Raw genomic sequence first — 16,235 nt, 5'->3', positions numbered from 1 at the left:
TTGAACTATGGTAGCTTGCCCGGCATGAGTTCAATCACTGAACCAAGGCCGGTGATCGCGCCCCTCCGGCGAACGCTCGCCGTGGCCTCGTCGGCGCCCCTGCTCGTACTGACGAACTTCACGGTGCCGACGGTCACGCTGCCCCTGACCGCGCACGAGCTCGGCGCGGGCCCGACCGGACCGGTGTGGATCCTGGGCTCGATCTCGCTCGGCCTGTCGGCGCTGCTGCTGGTCTCCGGTGGGCTGGCCGACGACTACGGCCGCAAGCGGGTGCTGGTGGCGGGCACGGCCGTGCTCGCGGTCGCCAGTGTGGTGGCCGCGGTGAGCACGGCGGTGGTGGTGTTCGTGGCGGCCCGGCTGGTGCAGGGCGGCGCGAGCGCGGCGATGCTGGCGGCGAGCCTCGGCATCGTGGGCCACGCCTTCCCCTCGGGGACGGAGCGGGTGCGCGCCACCGGCCGCTACGGCGCGATGATCGGGCTGGGCACCATGGTGGGACCGCTTTTGTCCGGAGCGCTGGCCGAGGTGGCCGGCTGGCGGGCGGCGTACTGGCTGATGGCGGCGTGCGCGCTGGCCCTGGCCGTGGTGTCGGCGCGCACGCTGGAGGAGTCGCGCTCCCCCACGCCCCGGCGGTTCGACGTGCCCGGTGTGGTGCTGCTCAGTCTGGGCGTCGCCGCGCTGCTCGCGGGCGTGACCGAGGGCCGTCTCGGCTGGTCGCGGCCGGTGGTGCTGGTGGCGTTCGCGGTGGCGGCCCTGCTGATGACGGCCTTCGTGCTGGCCGAGCGGCGGCGGGCGGAGCCGCTGATCGACCTGGAGCTGTTCCGGCGGCCGGTGTTCCTGGTGGCGACGGGTGGGGCGCTGGTGGTCGGCGCGGCGGTGGTCGGGCTGCTCACCTACCTGCCGACCGTGCTGCAGACGGCGCACGGCATGACACCGCTCGGGACCGCGCTGCTGTTCGTCCTGTGGTCCGGGCTGTCGTTCGTGGCCTCGCTGCTGTCGCGGTACCTGCGGCTGCCCACGGCCGCGCGGCTGGCGCTCGGGCTGGCGCTGACGGCGCTGGGCTTCGCCGGGCTGCTGGGCCTGGGCGGGGAGTTCGTGCCCGCGCTCGTGGTCGGCGGGCTGGCGGTGAGCGGGGCCGGGGCCGGGGTGATCAACTCCTCGATCACCCATCTGGCGATCGAGAGCGTGCCGTCGCATCGGGTCGGCATGGGGTCGGGCGCCAACAATACCGCCCGGTACGTGGGCAGCTCACTGGGGGCGGCCGGGGTGGCTGGGGTCATCGGCGGGCTCGGGGCGCAGCAGGGGGTGGTGGTCGCGGTGGCGGCGTGCATCGCGCTGACGGCGGCCACGGCCGTGGCCGCACTCGTCACCCGCCACTGAGCCACGTCTCCCGTTTGGAGAACAGCGGCTACCAGCGCCGGGCCTGGCTCAAGGCGTCGAGCAGCACGTCGCGCTCGGCGGCGAACCCGGCCGGGTCCACGCCTTCGCGTTCGGCGCGCAGGTGCAGCATGGTCAGCTCGGTCGCCGCCTGCTGGTAGTCGCCCATCGCCCGACCGAGCCCTGCGCCCCTGGCCCACTTGCGCGCGGACCGGCGGGCGGACAGCGTGCTCAGCATCTCGATGTCCGGTGGGGTGAAGAGCCCGGTGGGCTGGTACGCGGGCAGGTAGGTGCCTATCTTGGCCACCAGCTGCCTGCGCTCGCGTACGGTCACCAGGACGAGCCCGATGAGCGCTCCCATGATCACCAGATAGGCCGCGCCCAGCCAGCCGAGCGACTTGAGCAAGGCGGCGCCGTTCCAGAGCCCGTGCAGAAGGACCGCGCCGAGGTAGCCGAGTGGGATGGCCGCGAACCGCGCGGGGCCGCGGCGGGTGAGCGCGTACGCGACGCCGAGCCCGGTCATCGCGGTGTAGACGGGGTGGCCGAGCGGGTCGATCAGCCCTCTGATCACGAACAACTGTACGGTCCCGCCCGCACCGTCCTCGGTGAACGCGTTCACGTAGTAGCCCACGTTCTCGACGGTCGCGAAGCCCAGGCCGGCCATCGAGCCGTAGACGATGCCGTCGGTGAGCCCGTCGATCTCCCGCCTTCTGACCAGGAGCAGCAGCAACGCCGAGCCCTTGAGCGCCTCCTCTATCACCGGGGCCAGGTAGGCCGTCCCCAACTCGTCAACCGCCTGCTCGCCATAGCCGGCCCTGGCGAACATCGCCTGGCCGGCGAGGGTCAGCACAATGCCCAGCACGATCGCCACGCCCGCGCCCCACGCGAACGCGAAACCCAGGTGCAGCCCCGGCTCGGGCTCCAGCCGGTCGAGCGAGAGCACCGCCGCGAGCAGCAGCGGCAGGGGCGCCAGCGCCAGCAGCATCGCCAGACCGAACCCGATCGGGCCGCCGTCCAGCAGGATGCCGACCAGCACGATCACCGCCAGGGCGCTCGAGATCACCAGGCAGATCAGGAGCGCTTTGCTGGGCCGCTGCGGGAGCGAGGAAGGTCGGGTCCGTACTGTCATCGCCATACCTCTTTTCGGACGGGCTCCCACTATGGATCGGGCCCGTCGACAGACGCTTGACGATTACTTGCCGAGCTTGATCACCGTGCGGCTTCCCGGTAGTAGGGATCGGCGACCCCGTCCGCGTACGAGTACACCTCGCGGCCGTCGACGAAGACCCGCAGCGCCCGGCTCATGATGTCCAGCGGATCGCCGGACCAGATCACCACGTCGCCGTCGAGCCCCGGACGCAGGGCACCCACCCGGTCGTCGAGGCCCATGATGCGGGCCGGGTTGACGGTGATGGACCGCAGCGCCACGTCCCGGTCCAGCCCCTCCTTGACCGCCAGCGTCGCCTGGTGGACCAGGAAGTGGATCGGCACCACCGGATGGTCGGTGGTGATCGCCAGCTCGACCCCGGCGCGCGCGAGGATGCCCGGATTGCGCAGCGAGCGGTGCCGGAGCTCGACCTTGGAACGGCTGGTGAAGAGCGGCCCGATGATGACCGGAATGCCGCGCTCGGCCAGTACGTCGGCGATCAGGTGCCCCTCCGTGCCGTGGTTGATCACCACCCGGTAGCCGAACTCGTCCGCCAGCCGCAGCGCGGTCGCGATGTCGTCGGCCCGGTGCGTGTGCTGGCACCAGGGCAGCTCGCCGTCGAGGACCCGTACGAGGATCTCCTGCGTGGCGTCGCGCTCGAACGGCTTGCCCTCGTCGTCGGCCGCGGCCCGCCTGGCCCGGTAGTCCTGCGCCTTCATGAACGCGTCGCGGATCACCGCCGCCACGCCCTGGCGGGTGGCGGGCAGCCGGTTCTGGTCGCCGTAGACGCGCTTGGGGTTCTCGCCGAGGGCGCTCTTCACGCTCACCGGCTCCCGGATCAGCATCTCGTCGACGGTCCGGCCCCAGCACTTGACCGCCACCGTCTGGCCGCCGATCGGGTTGGCCGACCCCGGCTTGATCACGGCGGTGGTGACGCCGCCGGAGAGCGCGTCGGCGAAGCCCAGGTCGGCCGGGTTGATGGCGTCGAGGGCGCGCAGGCGGGCGCCGTTGGGGTCGGTCTTCTCGTTGGTGTCCTGGCCGGCCCAGCCCTCGGCCTCCTCGTGCACGCCCAGGTGGCCGTGAGCCTCGACGAAGCCCGGCAGCACCCAGCCACCGGCCGCGTCGACGACAGGGGTCCCGGGCGGCATCTCGACCTCGCGGCCGACCGCGGTGATCTTCCCGTCCTGGATCAGCACGGTGCCGCCCTCGATCGGGTCGCCATCGACCGGCACGACATATCCGCTGGTGATCGCAAGATTCATAACAGCAACCTACCGTGAACGATATTTCGGCATATAGCAGTACGGCCGCTTCGCTCCTTGACCAGGGCTTGGGTAGGGTTTCGACAACAGGCAAAGGAGAATCAACTACCACCGACTGAAGCTGGTGGTTTGCTCTCGCGGTCCCGTCTGGCTGAAGGGAGGCCGGTAGCGTGTGGCTGGTTGATGGCAGCCCAGCCCGCGACGGCGCGTGTGGCGATGTTGCGGGCCGCGATGTGGTCGGCGTGCCCAGCGAGGCCACACCTGGTGCAGACGAACCGGCCCCGCGCCAGCCGATTCGCCCTGGATATACACCCACAGTCCGGACACGCCTGCGAGGTGTAGGCGGGGTCGACCAGCAGGAAGGCGATCCCGGCCCGGGCGGCCTTGTAGCGGGTGAAGGTGATCTGCTGGGCGAACGCCCAACTGTGCAGGGTGCGCCGCTGGAACCGATGAGCCCTTACCCGCCCGCGGATGCCCTGAAGATCCTCCAGGGCGATCCCGCGGCCGGTGCGTTCGGCTTCACGCACCACGAACTTCGAGATTTGGTGGTTGAGGTCGGTCATCATCCGGTGCTCCCGCCCGGACAGACGGCGCAGCACCCGCCGCGCCCCGGACGTGCCCTTCTTCTGCAGCCGTCGGCGTTGGCGGTGGCGCCGCGCCCGCAGGGTGCGGACGTGACCGTTACCACCGACCGGCCCGGGCAGGGCCGGGCCGGGCAACACCACGCCATCGGAGGTGACCGCCAGGTTCGCCACCCCCTGATCCACCCCCACGAAGCCATGAACCGGGTCGCGCGTCGCCGGTTTGGGCAGAGTGAGGGCGACCTGCAGCAGCCACACCCCGCGCCGGCAGATCAGGTCGGCTTCGCCCACCGGCAGCACGTCCACGGCTTTAAGGTCTTCCGGTCGGCCGGTGTAGGGGACGGTGACGCGGCCGGTGGGGGTCCACAGCGACACGGTCCGGGCGTCCCGGTTGAAGCTCATCAACCGAGCGTCGTAAGGGACGGCGCCATGCGGCCGGAAGACATGGGCGCGTTTCTTGCTGGCACGCCGGTTGGCATAGGCGCCGGCGACCCGGGCGATCGCCCGCACGGCCGCTTGCGCGCCCAGCCCGGCCATCTGCCCGCGCACCTCGTAGTAGGCCAGCCGATGCAACTCCACCACAGCGAAGACGCGATGCTGCCACGCCAGCCGCGAGACGACAGTGGCCGCCTGATTGCACAGCAGCACCGCCGCCGTCAGGGCGTCGGCCTGGGCCGAAGCGGGTGTGAGCCGCAGTTGCACGATCGTGGGCAGGCCGTGGCGTTTGGTGGTGGAGCGGCGGATCGCCATCGCGCACCTCCTGTCACCGCGCCCTCACCCACCGCACACATTACCGAACGTGACCGAGTCTTTCCATTCTGTTTTCGAGAGGAGGGGTGGCGCTTCCGCCCGGCCCTGAAGGACCAGGTCTCCGCGCCACTATTCAGATGAATTTGGCCGAGGATCAGGCCGCCTACGAGCCCGGCCCCAGCAGCCTGCCGGACGAGGACCTGTCCCACCTGCTCAGCCGGCAGCGCTTCGGCGCGCTGGCCACGCTGGGCGCCAACGGCCGCCCGCACCTGTCGACCGTCGTGTACGACTGGGACTCCGACCAGCGGGTGGTGCGCGTCGCGACGGCCGACGGCCGGCTCAAAGTACGCCAACTGCACAAGGACCCGCGCGCCGCCCTGTACGTGGCCAGCGACGACTTCTGGTCGTACGCCGTGGCCGAGGGTTTGGCCGAGCTGTCGCCGGTGAGCGTCGAGCCGGGCGACGAGGTGGGACGGGAGCTGCTGGCCATGCGGTCGGGACGGCCGGCGGGCCTCGAAGACCCGGTCGGCGCGGCCGCGTTCCTGGGTCAGGCGGTCGCGGACCGGCGGCTGGTGATCAGGCTCCGGGTGTCCCGGCTGTACGGGACGTCGCTGCCGGCGCCGCCCGCCGAATAGCCCGGCGCCTGTTGTAGGCCACCACCGCGACCACGGCCAGGATGAGCGCCAGATCTATGGTGGCCGACCAGCGCATGGCACCGGTGTGGTCGCCGCCCTTTGCGGCCGCGAAGAAGACCGCCCCGATCACCGCGACCCCGCCCGAACCGCCGAACTGCTGGGCCGTACTGAGGAAGCCCGAGCCGATGCCCGCCTGGTGCGGCGCGACCTCCACCAGCGCCGCCCCGATGAGCTGCGGGATCACCAGGCCGTTGCCGAGCCCCACGAGCACCAGCGCGGCCATGATCCACGGCAGCCCGGCCCCCACCGTGCCCAGCAGCAGCGCCAGGCCCGACGCGGTCACGATTCCGCCGATCATGACGACGATCAGGCCGTACCTCCCGACCAGGCGGGTCCCCAGCAACGAGCTGATCGTGAACAGCACGCCCATCGGCGCGAACGCCAGCCCGGCCTGGAACGCGGTGAGCCGCAGCCCGCCCTGGAGCAGCAGCGTCAGCGTGAACATGAACGAGGCGAAGTAGGCCATGAACGCGGTGATCGCGCCGACGCCCGCCAGATAGGAATGCACCTTGAGCAGCGCCAGGTCCAGCACCGGCTGACCGCCACGCCTGCCCAGCACGTACTGCCAGCGCAGCGTCAGGCCCAGGAGGGGCAGGCTCGCGCCGATGCAGATCCATGTCCAGGCGGGCCAGCCCGCGCCGTTGCCGAGACCGAGCGGCACCAGGACCAGCGCCAGCCCGGCGGCCAGTCCCGCCGCGCCGAGCAGGTCCAGCCGCGCGCGCCCGGCCGGCTCGACCCTGGGCAGCAGCCAGGCGGCCAGCGGCACCACGAACAGGCCGACGGGCAGGTTGATCAGGAAGATGACCCGCCAGCCGAGCCCGAACAGATCGGCCGACAGCAGCAGCCCGCCCAGCACCTGGCCGGCGATCGAGCCGAGACCACCGGCCGCGCCGTACCAGCCCACGGCGCGGCGGCGCTCATGCGGCGGGAAGACCGCGGAGATCATGGCGAGCACCTGCGGCACCATCGCCGCACCGGCCAGCCCTTGCAGCAGGCGGGCGGCGACGAGCTGGGCCGGGTTCAGCGCGATGCCGCACAGCAGCGAGGCGACCGTGAACGCGACCACGCCGCCGATGAACATCCGCCGGTAGCCGTACCGGTCTCCGAGCCGCCCGCCGGTGATCATGCCCGCCGCGTAGGTGAAGGCGTAGCCGCCCACGATGAGCTCCAGGGCGGCGGGGCTCGCGTGCAGCTCGCGTTCGAAGGACGGCGCGGCGACGTTGACCACGAAGAAGTCGAACTGGGCCATGAACCAGGCGGACAGAAGCACGGCCAGCGTCCCGCCGAATCTCATTCCAACCACGCTAGTGGGGTGGCCCCCATGGGTTCCGGTGGGGGGTTCGTCTCACGACCGTCTTGATCCGTGTGACGGTCTGTTGTAGCTGGGGTCCTTTTGGAGAGATACCCCCTCTGGGGGAAGGGAATCGGCCCGTCGTGGCTGGGGTCCCTCAGGAGGGATACCCCGTCCGGAGGGGAAGACGAACGGCCCGTCGTCGCTGGGCCCCTCGGGGGGACACCAGCAGCAGGTCGCGCACGCCGTGCGCGGCCACCACATACCGGGCGGACACCCCATCCGGAGGAGCGGAAGAAGGCGGCTCGTCGTGGCAGAGGTCCCCGGGGAGGGACACCCCCATCGCGGACAGCCCGTCCCGGCATAGGCCCTTACGGAGGGACGCCCCCTCCGGGGGCAGAGGTCCGTGGGCGCCGCGTCAGATCCTTGCCGCTAGCGGGGAGCGGGTGGGGCGGGCAGAGTGAAGGGATGGATCATCTTTCTCACTTCGGCCGGGAGATCCGCGCGTTCGAGGCGGCGTGCCGGGCCGCTGACTCCGGTCTGGTGCCGTCCTGTCCGGGCTGGGGCGTGCCCGATCTTGTCATGCATCTGGGCGGCGTGCACCGCTACCTGGTGTGGGTCATCGGCGACCGTCTCACCGAGAAGCCGGATCCCGCGGGCCTGTCCTTCCTCGATCTGCCGGCCGATCCGGTGGGCTGGCCGGATCCGGCGAACGCACCGGCGACCGGGCCGCTGCCGGCCGGGCTGCTCGACTGGTTCGCGGAGGGCGCCGCCAAGCTGGAGGCCGCGTTCGCCACCACGGATCCGGGTGTGCCGGTGTGGACGTGGTCGGGTGAGCAGAGCGTCCGGTTCTGGTTGCGGATGCAGACGATCGAGGCGGCCATCCACCGCTGGGACGCCGAAATGGTGGCGGGGATCGCCGGGCCGATGGACGCGGAGCTGGCGGCCGACGCGGTGGGGCAGACGTTCGAGGTGATGGCCCCGGCCCGGCGGGCCTTGACGGCGGCGCCGCCCGGAGCGGGAGAGACGTACGGCTTCCGGCAGAGCGACGGGCCGGGGCGGTGGATGGTCCGCTTCGACGGGGCCGACGTGAGCCTCGTGGACGAGACCGACGCGAGCCTCGTAGAAGGCGCCGACGTGAGTCTTGTGGAATCGGGCGGCTGTGACGTGGAGGTGGTCGGGACCGCGTCGGACCTCATGCTGTTCCTGTGGCACCGCATCCCGTACGAGCGGCTCGACGTGCACGGCGACCGGGCCGTGCTCGACCGATACTTCACCCTCGTCCCACCCGTCTGAGCACTCTCCTCCCGCCCGTGCGAGCCCCTCGTCCCACCCCTTCTGGGCACTCTCACCCCGCCCGTCCGAGCGATCCCCCGGGAGGCGGTGTACGCCGTTCAGTCCAGGCTGTCGCCCAGTGACTCCAGGAGCTCCTTGAGCTCGCCGGCCAGGGCGGCGCGCCGGGGCTCGGAGAGCGCGGCGAGCAGGCGGCGCTCGGTCTCGACGTGATCGGGCAGCACCCGGTCGATCAGCTCCCGGCCCTCCTCGGTGAGGGCGACATACACGACTCGGCCGTCCTTCTCGCTGGGCGTACGGGACACCAGGCCCCGGGACTGGAGGCGGTCGAGGCGCTGGGTGATCGCCCCCGAGGTGACCATGGCCGATTTCATGAGCTCGGCCGGGGTCAACGACCGCCCATTGCGCCGCAGCGTGGCGAGCACGTCGAACGACGCCGAGTCGAGCCCGTGAGCGCTGAACGTACGGGTCAGCTCCGTGCCGATCAGCCGCGACAGCCGTGACAGCCGCCCGATGATCGCCATCGGCGACACGTCCAGGTCAGGCCGCTGCTCGGCCCACTGCTCCAGCACCCGGTCAACATGATCAGTCACAATCCCACCCTATCGGATGTCTTAGCGGTGAGATACATTGTCTTAGTGCTAAGAAATCGACTTGCCCTGATCATGGTGACCGCGCTGGCCCCGGCCATCTGGGGGACCACCTACCTCGTCACCACCGAACTGCTGCCGCCCGGCCGCCCGCTCCTGGCCGCGGTCGTCCGGGCCCTGCCCGCCGGGCTGCTGCTCCTCCTGCTCACCCGGCGCCTGCCGCAAGGGGTGTGGTGGTGGCGCGCGTTCGCGCTCGGCGCGCTCAACATCGGGCTGTTCTTCGCGCTGCTGTTCATCGGCGCGTACCGGCTGCCCGGCGGGGTGGCCGCGACCATCGGCGCGGTGCAGCCCCTTCTGGCCGCCGGCCTGTCCTCCGGCCTGCTCGGCGAGCGCCTGTCCGCGCGTACGGCGATCGCCGCCGTGGCGGGTGTGGCCGGTGTCAGCCTCCTGGTGCTGCGGGCCGACGCCCGGTTGGACGCCGTCGGCATCGCCGCGGCGGCCGGGGGCGCGATCGTCATGGCCACCGGAGTCGTCCTCAGCAAGCGGTGGACCTCACCGGCGCCCCTGCTCGCGACCACCGGCTGGCAGCTGGTGGCCGGCGGCCTGCTGCTGCTCCCAGTGGCCCTCCTCGTCGAAGGACCGCCGCCCGTCGCACTGACCCCGGCGAACCTGACCGGGTACGCCTACCTCGCCGTCATCGGCTCGGCCGTCGCCTACTCGCTGTGGTTCCGGGGGATCCGCGCCCTGTCCCCCACCCACGTCACCTTCCTCGGCCTGCTCAGCCCGTTGGTCGCCACCGCGCTGGGGTGGCTCGCCCTCGGCCAGTCGCTCACCATTGCCCAGATCGTGGGCGGGCTCGTCGTCGTGGCGGCCCTCATCGCGGCCCAGACCAGCCGCCCTCGTCGCGGCCCAGAGCAGAAGCCGCCGGGTCAGGCGGACGCGCCCGCTCGTGACCGGCTGATCCCCACGCCCTGACCGTCCGATCCGCACCCTCTCATCCCTCACATCCCTCACATCCCTCACTGCCGATCAAGGAGAAATCATGCGCATCACCGTGTTCGGAGCGGCGGGCAGCGTCGGCGCTCGTGTGGTCGCCGAGGCGCTGTCCCGTGGCCACGAGGTCACCGCCGTGGTACGCGACCCGGCCCGCTTCCCGTCACTGCACCCCGGCGCCCATCCCCAGGTCGGCGACGCCGCCCATGTCGAGGACGTGACCAGGCTCGGCACCGGTCAGGACCTCGTGATCAGCGCGACCCGCCCGCCCACCGGCCGCGAGCACGATCTCGTCACGACCGCCAAGGCGCTGCTGGCGGGGCTCGCGGGGACCGGCGTCCGGCTGCTGCTCGTCGGCGGGGCGGCCGGGCTGACCGTTCCAGGGTCCGGCGGGCGTACCGTGCTCGACGACCCGCGCTTCATGTCCGACGCCTACCGCGACATCGCGCTGGCCTGCAACGACCAGCTCGAAGCCTGCCGCGCGGAGACCGGCGTGGACTGGGCGTACCTGAGTCCGGCCGCGGTGCTGGCGCCGGGCGAGCGTACCGGCGTCTACCGACTGGGCGCCGACGAACTGCTCTTGGACGCCGAGGGGAACTCGGCGATCTCCATGGAGGACCTCGCGGTCGTACTGCTGGACGAGGCGGAACGGCCCGGGCACCACCGGGTCAGGTTCACCGCCGCGTACTGACGCCACCCGGCGGCGGCGTCAACGGTTCCCGACCAGCCGGGTGGTCTCGTCGTCGGCGGGGAAGTACGCCTCGACGGCAACCCCTTCGAGCGTGATGTCGAATGCCGCGCCGAACGTCGTGATCGTACTGAAGAAGCAGAGCTCGTCCCCCCGATGCGTGATCCGTACGGGCAGCGCGATGTCGGCGGGGTCGGGCAGCGGCGCCTCGCCATCGTCTCCATAGGCCAGCAGTTCCTCGTAGAGCGCGCTCAGCTCCGGATCCCCCGCACGGGCGACCTGCCTGGCGAGCCGGGGCAGCAGGAAGCCGCGGACCTGCGCCAGGTTCCGCACCCGCGGCGCGAACCCGTCCGGGTGCAGGCCAAGCCGCATCATGTTCACCGGCGGCTCCAGGAGGGCCGGGGCCACGTCGTCGAGGAAGACGTTCATGGCGTCGTTGGCCAGCAGCAGGTTCCACCGGTGGTCCAGGGCCATCGCCGGATACGGCTCGTGCCCGCGCAGGATCCGCTGGAGCGCCTCGTGCGCCTTGCCCAGATCGGGGTCGTCAAGCGGGCGCTCGGGGTAGATGGGCGCGTACCCGGCCGCGAGCAGCAGCCGGTTGCGCGCGCGCAGCGGCACCTCGAGCTGTTCGGACAGGCGCAGCACCATGGACCGGCTGGGGATCGTCCGCCCGGTCTCGACGAAGCTGACGTGGCGCGCGGACACGTCGGTCTGGAGGGCCAGGTCGAGCTGCGTGAGCCCGCGTCGGTGCCGCCAGTCCCGCAGCAACTCCCCTATCGGCTGATCCATGTTCATACCGGCCGGTTCTACCTGGCCCGCCGGGGTGGTGTCGATTACCTGTCATGTCATGCCCGCCTGGTTGACGCCCGATTTTAGGCAGTTTACAAGTCTTTGACCGTTTTGTTAGTGTTCGTCCCGCCTAATCCACTCACCTGCGTGGAGCCGGGGACCCAAGTTCCCTCTGGGGCGAATCGGCATCGCCGTAGGGCCACTTCCAGGCCCGAGCCCGTCAGCTAACCCGGTAGGCCGTATGGAAGGACACAGCAGTGGCTCCCCTCGCCATCTGCCTGGCGGCTGCCGTCGCCGGGCTCACTCTGGCCGCTCCAGCTCACGCCGACCCCACCACCCCTGCCGGCCCCACCACCCCTGCCGGCACCGAGAGCAAGCCCGTCCAGCAGACGAGCCAGACCACTCCGGCCTGGAAGGTCGCCCTCAAGTTCGCCATGAAGAAGCGCGGTATCCCGTACGTCTGGGGCGGGACCAGCGACAGCGGCTACGACTGCTCCGGGCTCATGCTCAAGGCGTACAAACACGCCGGGATCGAGTTGCCGCGCACCACGACGGAACAGTACGCCGCGTTCTCCAAGAAGATCTCCTGGGCCCACCTCAAGCCAGGCGACCTGGTCTTCTTCCACGGACTCGGGCACGTGGGGATGATCTCGAGACCCGGATACATGGTGCACGCACCGCACACCGGAGACGTGGTCAAGGAGGAGAAGCTCTCCGACTGGCGCAGGGACTCCTTCGCGGGCGCCGTACGGCCGGACCCCAAGGGCGTGCGGCTCTCCATCGAGCAACGCAAGACCACCATGCTCACCGCCGGCCTGTGGCCAACGGCGGGGGCCCTGCGGATCAAGGTACGGTAGCGCCCCGGCTCAGTGACGGAAGCCGTCACGGCGTGCGGAACCCCCGGAAGGTCACGGGCTTGCGGGTCTCGAAGCCGAGCCGCTCGTAGAGGGCGATCGCGCCGGTGTTCGCCTCGGCTACGTGTATGAAGGGCCGTTCGTCACGAGCCACGATCCGCGCGACGAGCGCACTGACCAGGCGGGCGGCATGGCCTCGCCCGCGTGCCTCGGGGGCGGTGCAGACGGCGCTGATCTCGGTCCACCCCGGCGGCCGTAGTCGCTCACCCGCCATCGCCACCAGGGTGCCGTTGTCGCGGACGCCGAGATAGGTGCCGAGTTCGCGAGTACGCGGCCAGAACGGCCCCGGCTTGGCCCGCGCGACGAGGTCGAGCATCTCGGGCACGCTGTCCCTGCCGAGTTCGACCACCTCGGTGCCGGTCTCGGCAGGGCGGCGGCTGCCGCCGGACCAGGTCATCTGGCGGCCTTCGAGGACGAAGACCGGCTCCCAGTCCGGCGGTGGCACCGATGCGCAGCTGAACATGTCGGCGAGCTCGCCTCGGCCGAGCAGCCGGGCGAGGTCGGCCCACTCCTGCGGATCCGGGTCGGCGGTCACCGCGGAGAAGGTCGCGACATCCGGCTGGTACGTGGCCGCCCCGCCGAGTAGGCGGGCATGGTGCGCGTGGTGACCGCGCAGTGATGCGCCCACCGGGTCATCGAGTGCGGTGGCGTCCCGGTTCGCCATGGTGCTGTGCCTCTCGTGTCGTACGGGGCTGACGCTGGCCCAGCTGGACAGCGATCAGGTCCAGCCGGTCATCCTACGGGCCCAAGGCTGTGGCACCTCTCGGAACAGATCCTGATGTTCAGTCCGCGTGGCAGGTGATGTCGGCGGCGGGCAGGGTGCCGTCGCCGAAGTAGGTGTTCACCGCGTTCTCCACGCAGGCGTTCGGCAGGCGGCCGAAGATGCCGTGCATGCGCACATCCTGAAGGGTGACCAGGCGGTCTCGGCGCCGGCGACCCCGGTCCCGGTCATCACCCCGGCACCTACCGCCAGCGCGGCGAGCACAGCAGCCACCCGTTTCATTCATCGTCAACCCGAGTTGCTTCTTCGCCCGAGCATCGGGGGAAAGTACATCCCAGGTAATCGACACCACCCCGCGGCCGCTGTCAGCGTTCTCCCATGACGAGCAGCAAAGAACTGATCATGTCCGGCTTCGCGGAGTTCGCCGCGGGCAACATCGAGGTGCTCCAGACGCTCCTGAGCGAGGACTTCATCGAGCACAGCCCGGGCAACCCATCGGGCAGGCAAGCCTTCATCGACTTCATCAGGGACTCCCCGCTGGCCACCTCCCGGCTGGAGCTCAAGCGGGTCGTGGCGGAAGGCGATCTCGTGGTGATGCACTATCACCTGATCCCCCGGGAAGGCGGGCGCGGCCTGGCGGTCGTGGACTTCTGGCGGGTCGAAGACGGCCTGATCGCCGAGCACTGGGACGTGGTCCAGCCGGTCCCCGAACCGGCGGAGGTGCCACACGGCATGTTCTGACGCGGCTCCCACGACGATCCTTGGGAGCAGCCGGGTTCCTCAAGGAAGCGGCTCGGATGCGCCCGGTGGCCAGATGCCGACGTCCAGGAGCTTGTGGGCATAGGAGTACGCCACGAGCTGGCTCCGGTTACTGCAGGCGAATCGGTCGAGGAGCTTGCTGATCCGCTCCGCCACCGTATATCGGCTGAGTTTCAGCTCGCGGGCGATTCTTGTCGTCGTATATCCCCTGGCCAGCAGGACGATCAGCCGCGTGTCGCGATCAGTTATCAGATCGTCGAAAACAAGATCCATAGCAAGTCCCGATTCGGATCGCCTTGGCCAGAGGCGCCTCTGGTGAAAGCACCTCTGTGTGCAAGCTAGAAGCGTCTGCTTAATCAGCGGTATGGCCGGACCATGCGAGCGGTTAAGGATCGGCCCTGGCCAGCTGCCCTTGGAAAATCTCCTCGTAGAGGTTCCTGAGTACGGGGCTGGGGTCGATGCCGAGTTCGGCCACGAGATGCCGGCGTACGGTCTCGAACTGCGAGAGCGCCTCCGGCGCGCGGCCGCAACCGGCGAGAGCGGTCATCCTCGCCGCCACGAGCCGCTCTCGCGCGGGAAAGAAGGGCACCAGGTCGTCGAGCCGGTTCAGCACCTCGACGTGGCCGCCCCGCTCGATCTCGAGTTCCGCCCAGTCCTCGTTGACCGTGAGGTACAGGTCGGTGAATCTGCCGACCGCCTCATCGACCAAGGCGACACCCGAGAACTCCGCGAGCGGCTGGCCGCCCCACAGGCGCAGGGCGTCGTCGAGCGCGGTCAACGCGGCCTCGGCGTCGCCTCTGCGCCGCATGTCCCGGCCGGCGCCGGCCAGTCGCCGGAACCTGAGGAGGTCGAGCTCGTCCGGCCCGGCGTCGAGCCGGTATCCCCAGCCTTGGTAGGAGATCCGGTCCCCGAATCTCCGCCGCAACGCCGAGACGTAGACCTGCAGGTTCTTGCGTGCCGTGGGGGGTGGTCGTTCTCCCCACAAGGAATCGATCAGCTGGTCCGTCGGAACCACCTGGTTCGGGCGGGAGAGCAGGATGGCCGCCAGCAGCCGGGCCTTCCTGGCGCTGACGTGCACGAGCGTGCCGTCCACCCGGACCTCGAGCGCGCCGAGCACGCGGGCGTCCAGGCGCGAGGTGCTGGCTTTCGCCAGCTTGATCCGGTCGGTGCCCAGCGCCAGGAATCCGGCCAGGTCGATCGGCGCCGAACCCGCCCTGGCCACCTGGCGGTGGAGTGTACGCACCGTGGAAAGCGTGGCGATGGAGACGTCGTTGACCCCGGCCTTGGCTTCGAACCATCGCCAATCGCCGTCGCGATTGACTTCGAGGAACACCGGTCCTTGCCTGGTCAGCAGGAAGTCGAAGGCGCCGTAGCGCAGGCCCCAGATCCCGGCGAGCCGGTGCACCGCCTCCACCACGGGCTCCGGCGCCGCCGCTGGAGAGACCGTGACCGACGCCTCGTCGCGCCAGATCGCCTCCGGCGATGGTTTGCCGACGCGGAAGGCCCGGATCTCGCCATCCACGAAGTAGACGCGCAGCTCCGCCCAGTGGTCGACGTACTCCTGGACGATCATGGGCGCGTCCCGCGCGGGCAGCTTCCTGGCCGCGACGCCGGCCACGATCTCCGGGAAGACCCCGTGCAAGGTGCCCGGTTCGGTCTCGACGAAATGCTGGTCGAGGGCCTTGACGATGACCCGGTCGCTGGCCAGCGCCGCGCTCGCCGCCCCCAGGTCGGTCGTGGCGATCGTTCGCGGGGTACGGACCCCTGCCTCCGCCGCGTCGTCCAGCTGAACCAGCCGCCCCAGATCACTGCCACCGGGCAGCCGGGCGGCTGACAGCGACGACAGCTGGTCGATGAGGGCGGCCCACGAGTCGGCCCGGAACAGGGACGGCGCCGAGCCGTTCTCCCCCCGCACGGCCCGCGGTGAGAAGTGCCGTACCCAGGTGACGGTGGGGATGATGCGGCGCCCGTTCACCGTCAGCGAGCCGTCGTCGAGCCGGGTGAGGATCCGCAGGTCGCCGATCGACCCGGCGTCGATCCGCACACTCGGCACGCCGAGCGTGCGCAGCCCGCGCTGGAGCACGGCGAACTCGTTGATCCCCGCACGGTCCACGAGGACCACGCACGGCAGGGCGGCCGCCGGGTCGGTCTCCTCCGGGAGCTGCCAGGTCACGCCGGGACTTCCGGCCGGCATGCGCAGGGTGTACGGAACGCGCGAGGGAACCGGGTCCATGTGCCGATGATGATCACACGCGGCGTGATCACACAACGTGCCCTCTGTCGTTCGGCATAACGTCCCGTATAGCCCACGTTTGTGGGGTTGTGTCACCCGCTGATCGCCGGTCCATACTCAACCTGCAACACATCTCCAGCAGCCGACAACCTGCA

The 16,235-nt window shown here is 70.6% G+C and carries 17 protein-coding genes and 1 riboswitch; of the genes, 7 read left to right on the top strand and 10 right to left on the bottom strand.

Going from position 1 to position 16,235, the window contains the following annotated elements; all coding sequences use genetic code 11:
- Window positions 1-24 precede the first annotated feature (24 nt).
- Entirely contained in the window at window positions 25-1,377 is a 1,353-nt protein-coding gene (locus AB0L53_RS19205) for an MFS transporter (RefSeq protein ID WP_363995199.1), read from the top strand.
- 28 nt (window positions 1,378-1,405) lie between these two features.
- Here AB0L53_RS19205 and AB0L53_RS19200 read toward each other — a convergent pair whose 3' ends face one another.
- From AB0L53_RS19200 to AB0L53_RS19190, 3 genes are all read right to left on the bottom strand, one after another.
- The gene (locus AB0L53_RS19200) at window positions 1,406-2,503 is read right to left on the bottom strand and encodes a PrsW family intramembrane metalloprotease (RefSeq protein WP_363995196.1); all 1,098 of its coding nucleotides are present in this window, start codon (window positions 2,501-2,503) and stop codon (window positions 1,406-1,408) included.
- A gap of 80 nt (window positions 2,504-2,583) precedes the next feature.
- A complete protein-coding gene (locus tag AB0L53_RS19195) occupies window positions 2,584-3,783 on the bottom strand; it encodes an amidohydrolase (RefSeq protein ID WP_363995193.1) in 1,200 nt (399 codons plus the stop codon).
- A 101-nt stretch (window positions 3,784-3,884) separates the two neighbouring features.
- Complete coding sequence (locus AB0L53_RS19190; RefSeq protein ID WP_363995190.1) at window positions 3,885-5,114, bottom strand: transposase; 1,230 nt, start codon at window positions 5,112-5,114, stop codon at window positions 3,885-3,887.
- 137 nt (window positions 5,115-5,251) lie between these two features.
- Here AB0L53_RS19190 and AB0L53_RS19185 point away from each other — a divergent pair, with 137 nt between their 5' ends.
- Window positions 5,252-5,749: a TIGR03618 family F420-dependent PPOX class oxidoreductase gene (locus tag AB0L53_RS19185; protein WP_363995187.1), complete on the top strand. Its 498-nt coding sequence runs from the start codon at window positions 5,252-5,254 to the stop codon at window positions 5,747-5,749.
- Here the strand turns inward: AB0L53_RS19185 and AB0L53_RS19180 are convergent.
- Window positions 5,691-7,103, bottom strand: a complete 1,413-nt coding sequence (locus AB0L53_RS19180; RefSeq protein ID WP_363995184.1) for an MFS transporter — start codon at window positions 7,101-7,103, stop codon at window positions 5,691-5,693. The genes AB0L53_RS19185 and AB0L53_RS19180 overlap by 59 nt on opposite strands.
- A 465-nt stretch (window positions 7,104-7,568) precedes the next feature.
- Between AB0L53_RS19180 and AB0L53_RS19175 the strand changes: the two genes are divergently transcribed.
- A complete protein-coding gene (locus AB0L53_RS19175; RefSeq protein WP_363995181.1) occupies window positions 7,569-8,396 on the top strand; it encodes a maleylpyruvate isomerase family mycothiol-dependent enzyme in 828 nt (275 codons plus the stop codon).
- 98 nt (window positions 8,397-8,494) lie between these two features.
- On the opposite strand, the gene AB0L53_RS19170 is transcribed toward AB0L53_RS19175, so the two are convergent.
- On the bottom strand, window positions 8,495-8,986 hold the full coding sequence (locus AB0L53_RS19170; protein WP_363995178.1) for a MarR family transcriptional regulator: 492 nt from the start codon (window positions 8,984-8,986) through the stop codon (window positions 8,495-8,497).
- A gap of 45 nt (window positions 8,987-9,031) precedes the next feature.
- Here AB0L53_RS19170 and AB0L53_RS19165 point away from each other — a divergent pair, with 45 nt between their 5' ends.
- Both AB0L53_RS19165 and AB0L53_RS19160 read left to right on the top strand, forming a co-directional pair.
- Window positions 9,032-9,958, top strand: coding sequence for an EamA family transporter (locus AB0L53_RS19165; protein WP_363995175.1), 927 nt, complete (start codon window positions 9,032-9,034; stop codon window positions 9,956-9,958).
- Between the two features lie 67 nt (window positions 9,959-10,025).
- On the top strand, window positions 10,026-10,667 hold the full coding sequence (locus AB0L53_RS19160; protein ID WP_363995172.1) for an NAD(P)H-binding protein: 642 nt from the start codon (window positions 10,026-10,028) through the stop codon (window positions 10,665-10,667).
- A gap of 18 nt (window positions 10,668-10,685) precedes the next feature.
- Here the strand turns inward: AB0L53_RS19160 and AB0L53_RS19155 are convergent, their stop codons facing one another.
- The gene (locus tag AB0L53_RS19155; RefSeq protein ID WP_357940205.1) at window positions 10,686-11,459 is read right to left on the bottom strand and encodes a helix-turn-helix transcriptional regulator; all 774 of its coding nucleotides are present in this window, start codon (window positions 11,457-11,459) and stop codon (window positions 10,686-10,688) included.
- 111 nt (window positions 11,460-11,570) lie between these two features.
- Window positions 11,571-11,707: riboswitch (cyclic di-AMP (ydaO/yuaA leader) on the top strand.
- 3 nt (window positions 11,708-11,710) lie between these two features.
- On the opposite strand from AB0L53_RS19155, the gene AB0L53_RS19150 reads away from it, so the two are divergent.
- Window positions 11,711-12,310: a C40 family peptidase gene (locus tag AB0L53_RS19150; RefSeq protein ID WP_363995168.1), complete on the top strand. Its 600-nt coding sequence runs from the start codon at window positions 11,711-11,713 to the stop codon at window positions 12,308-12,310.
- A 25-nt stretch (window positions 12,311-12,335) separates the two neighbouring features.
- Here the strand turns inward: AB0L53_RS19150 and AB0L53_RS19145 are convergent, their stop codons facing one another.
- Complete coding sequence (locus AB0L53_RS19145; protein WP_363995165.1) at window positions 12,336-13,031, bottom strand: GNAT family N-acetyltransferase; 696 nt, start codon at window positions 13,029-13,031, stop codon at window positions 12,336-12,338.
- 118 nt (window positions 13,032-13,149) lie between these two features.
- Window positions 13,150-13,374: an alpha/beta hydrolase gene (locus AB0L53_RS19140; protein ID WP_363995479.1), complete on the bottom strand. Its 225-nt coding sequence runs from the start codon at window positions 13,372-13,374 to the stop codon at window positions 13,150-13,152.
- 92 nt (window positions 13,375-13,466) lie between these two features.
- Here AB0L53_RS19140 and AB0L53_RS19135 point away from each other — a divergent pair, with 92 nt between their 5' ends.
- Window positions 13,467-13,829 carry a nuclear transport factor 2 family protein gene (locus AB0L53_RS19135; protein ID WP_358443483.1) on the top strand — a complete coding sequence of 121 codons (363 nt, stop codon included), beginning with the start codon at window positions 13,467-13,469 and terminating at the stop codon, window positions 13,827-13,829.
- Window positions 13,830-13,868: 39 nt separating this feature from the next.
- Here AB0L53_RS19135 and AB0L53_RS19130 read toward each other — a convergent pair whose 3' ends face one another.
- On the bottom strand, window positions 13,869-14,120 hold the full coding sequence (locus AB0L53_RS19130; RefSeq protein ID WP_358443485.1) for a LuxR C-terminal-related transcriptional regulator: 252 nt from the start codon (window positions 14,118-14,120) through the stop codon (window positions 13,869-13,871).
- A 112-nt stretch (window positions 14,121-14,232) separates the two neighbouring features.
- Window positions 14,233-16,080, bottom strand: a complete 1,848-nt coding sequence (locus AB0L53_RS19125; protein ID WP_363995161.1) for a BTAD domain-containing putative transcriptional regulator — start codon at window positions 16,078-16,080, stop codon at window positions 14,233-14,235.
- Window positions 16,081-16,235 lie beyond the last annotated feature (155 nt).

It is taken from the genome of Nonomuraea sp. NPDC052129, from assembly GCF_040680095.1.
Taxonomy (GTDB): domain Bacteria; phylum Actinomycetota; class Actinomycetes; order Streptosporangiales; family Streptosporangiaceae; genus Nonomuraea.
This window is presented reverse-complemented; position numbering and strand designations above follow the sequence as displayed.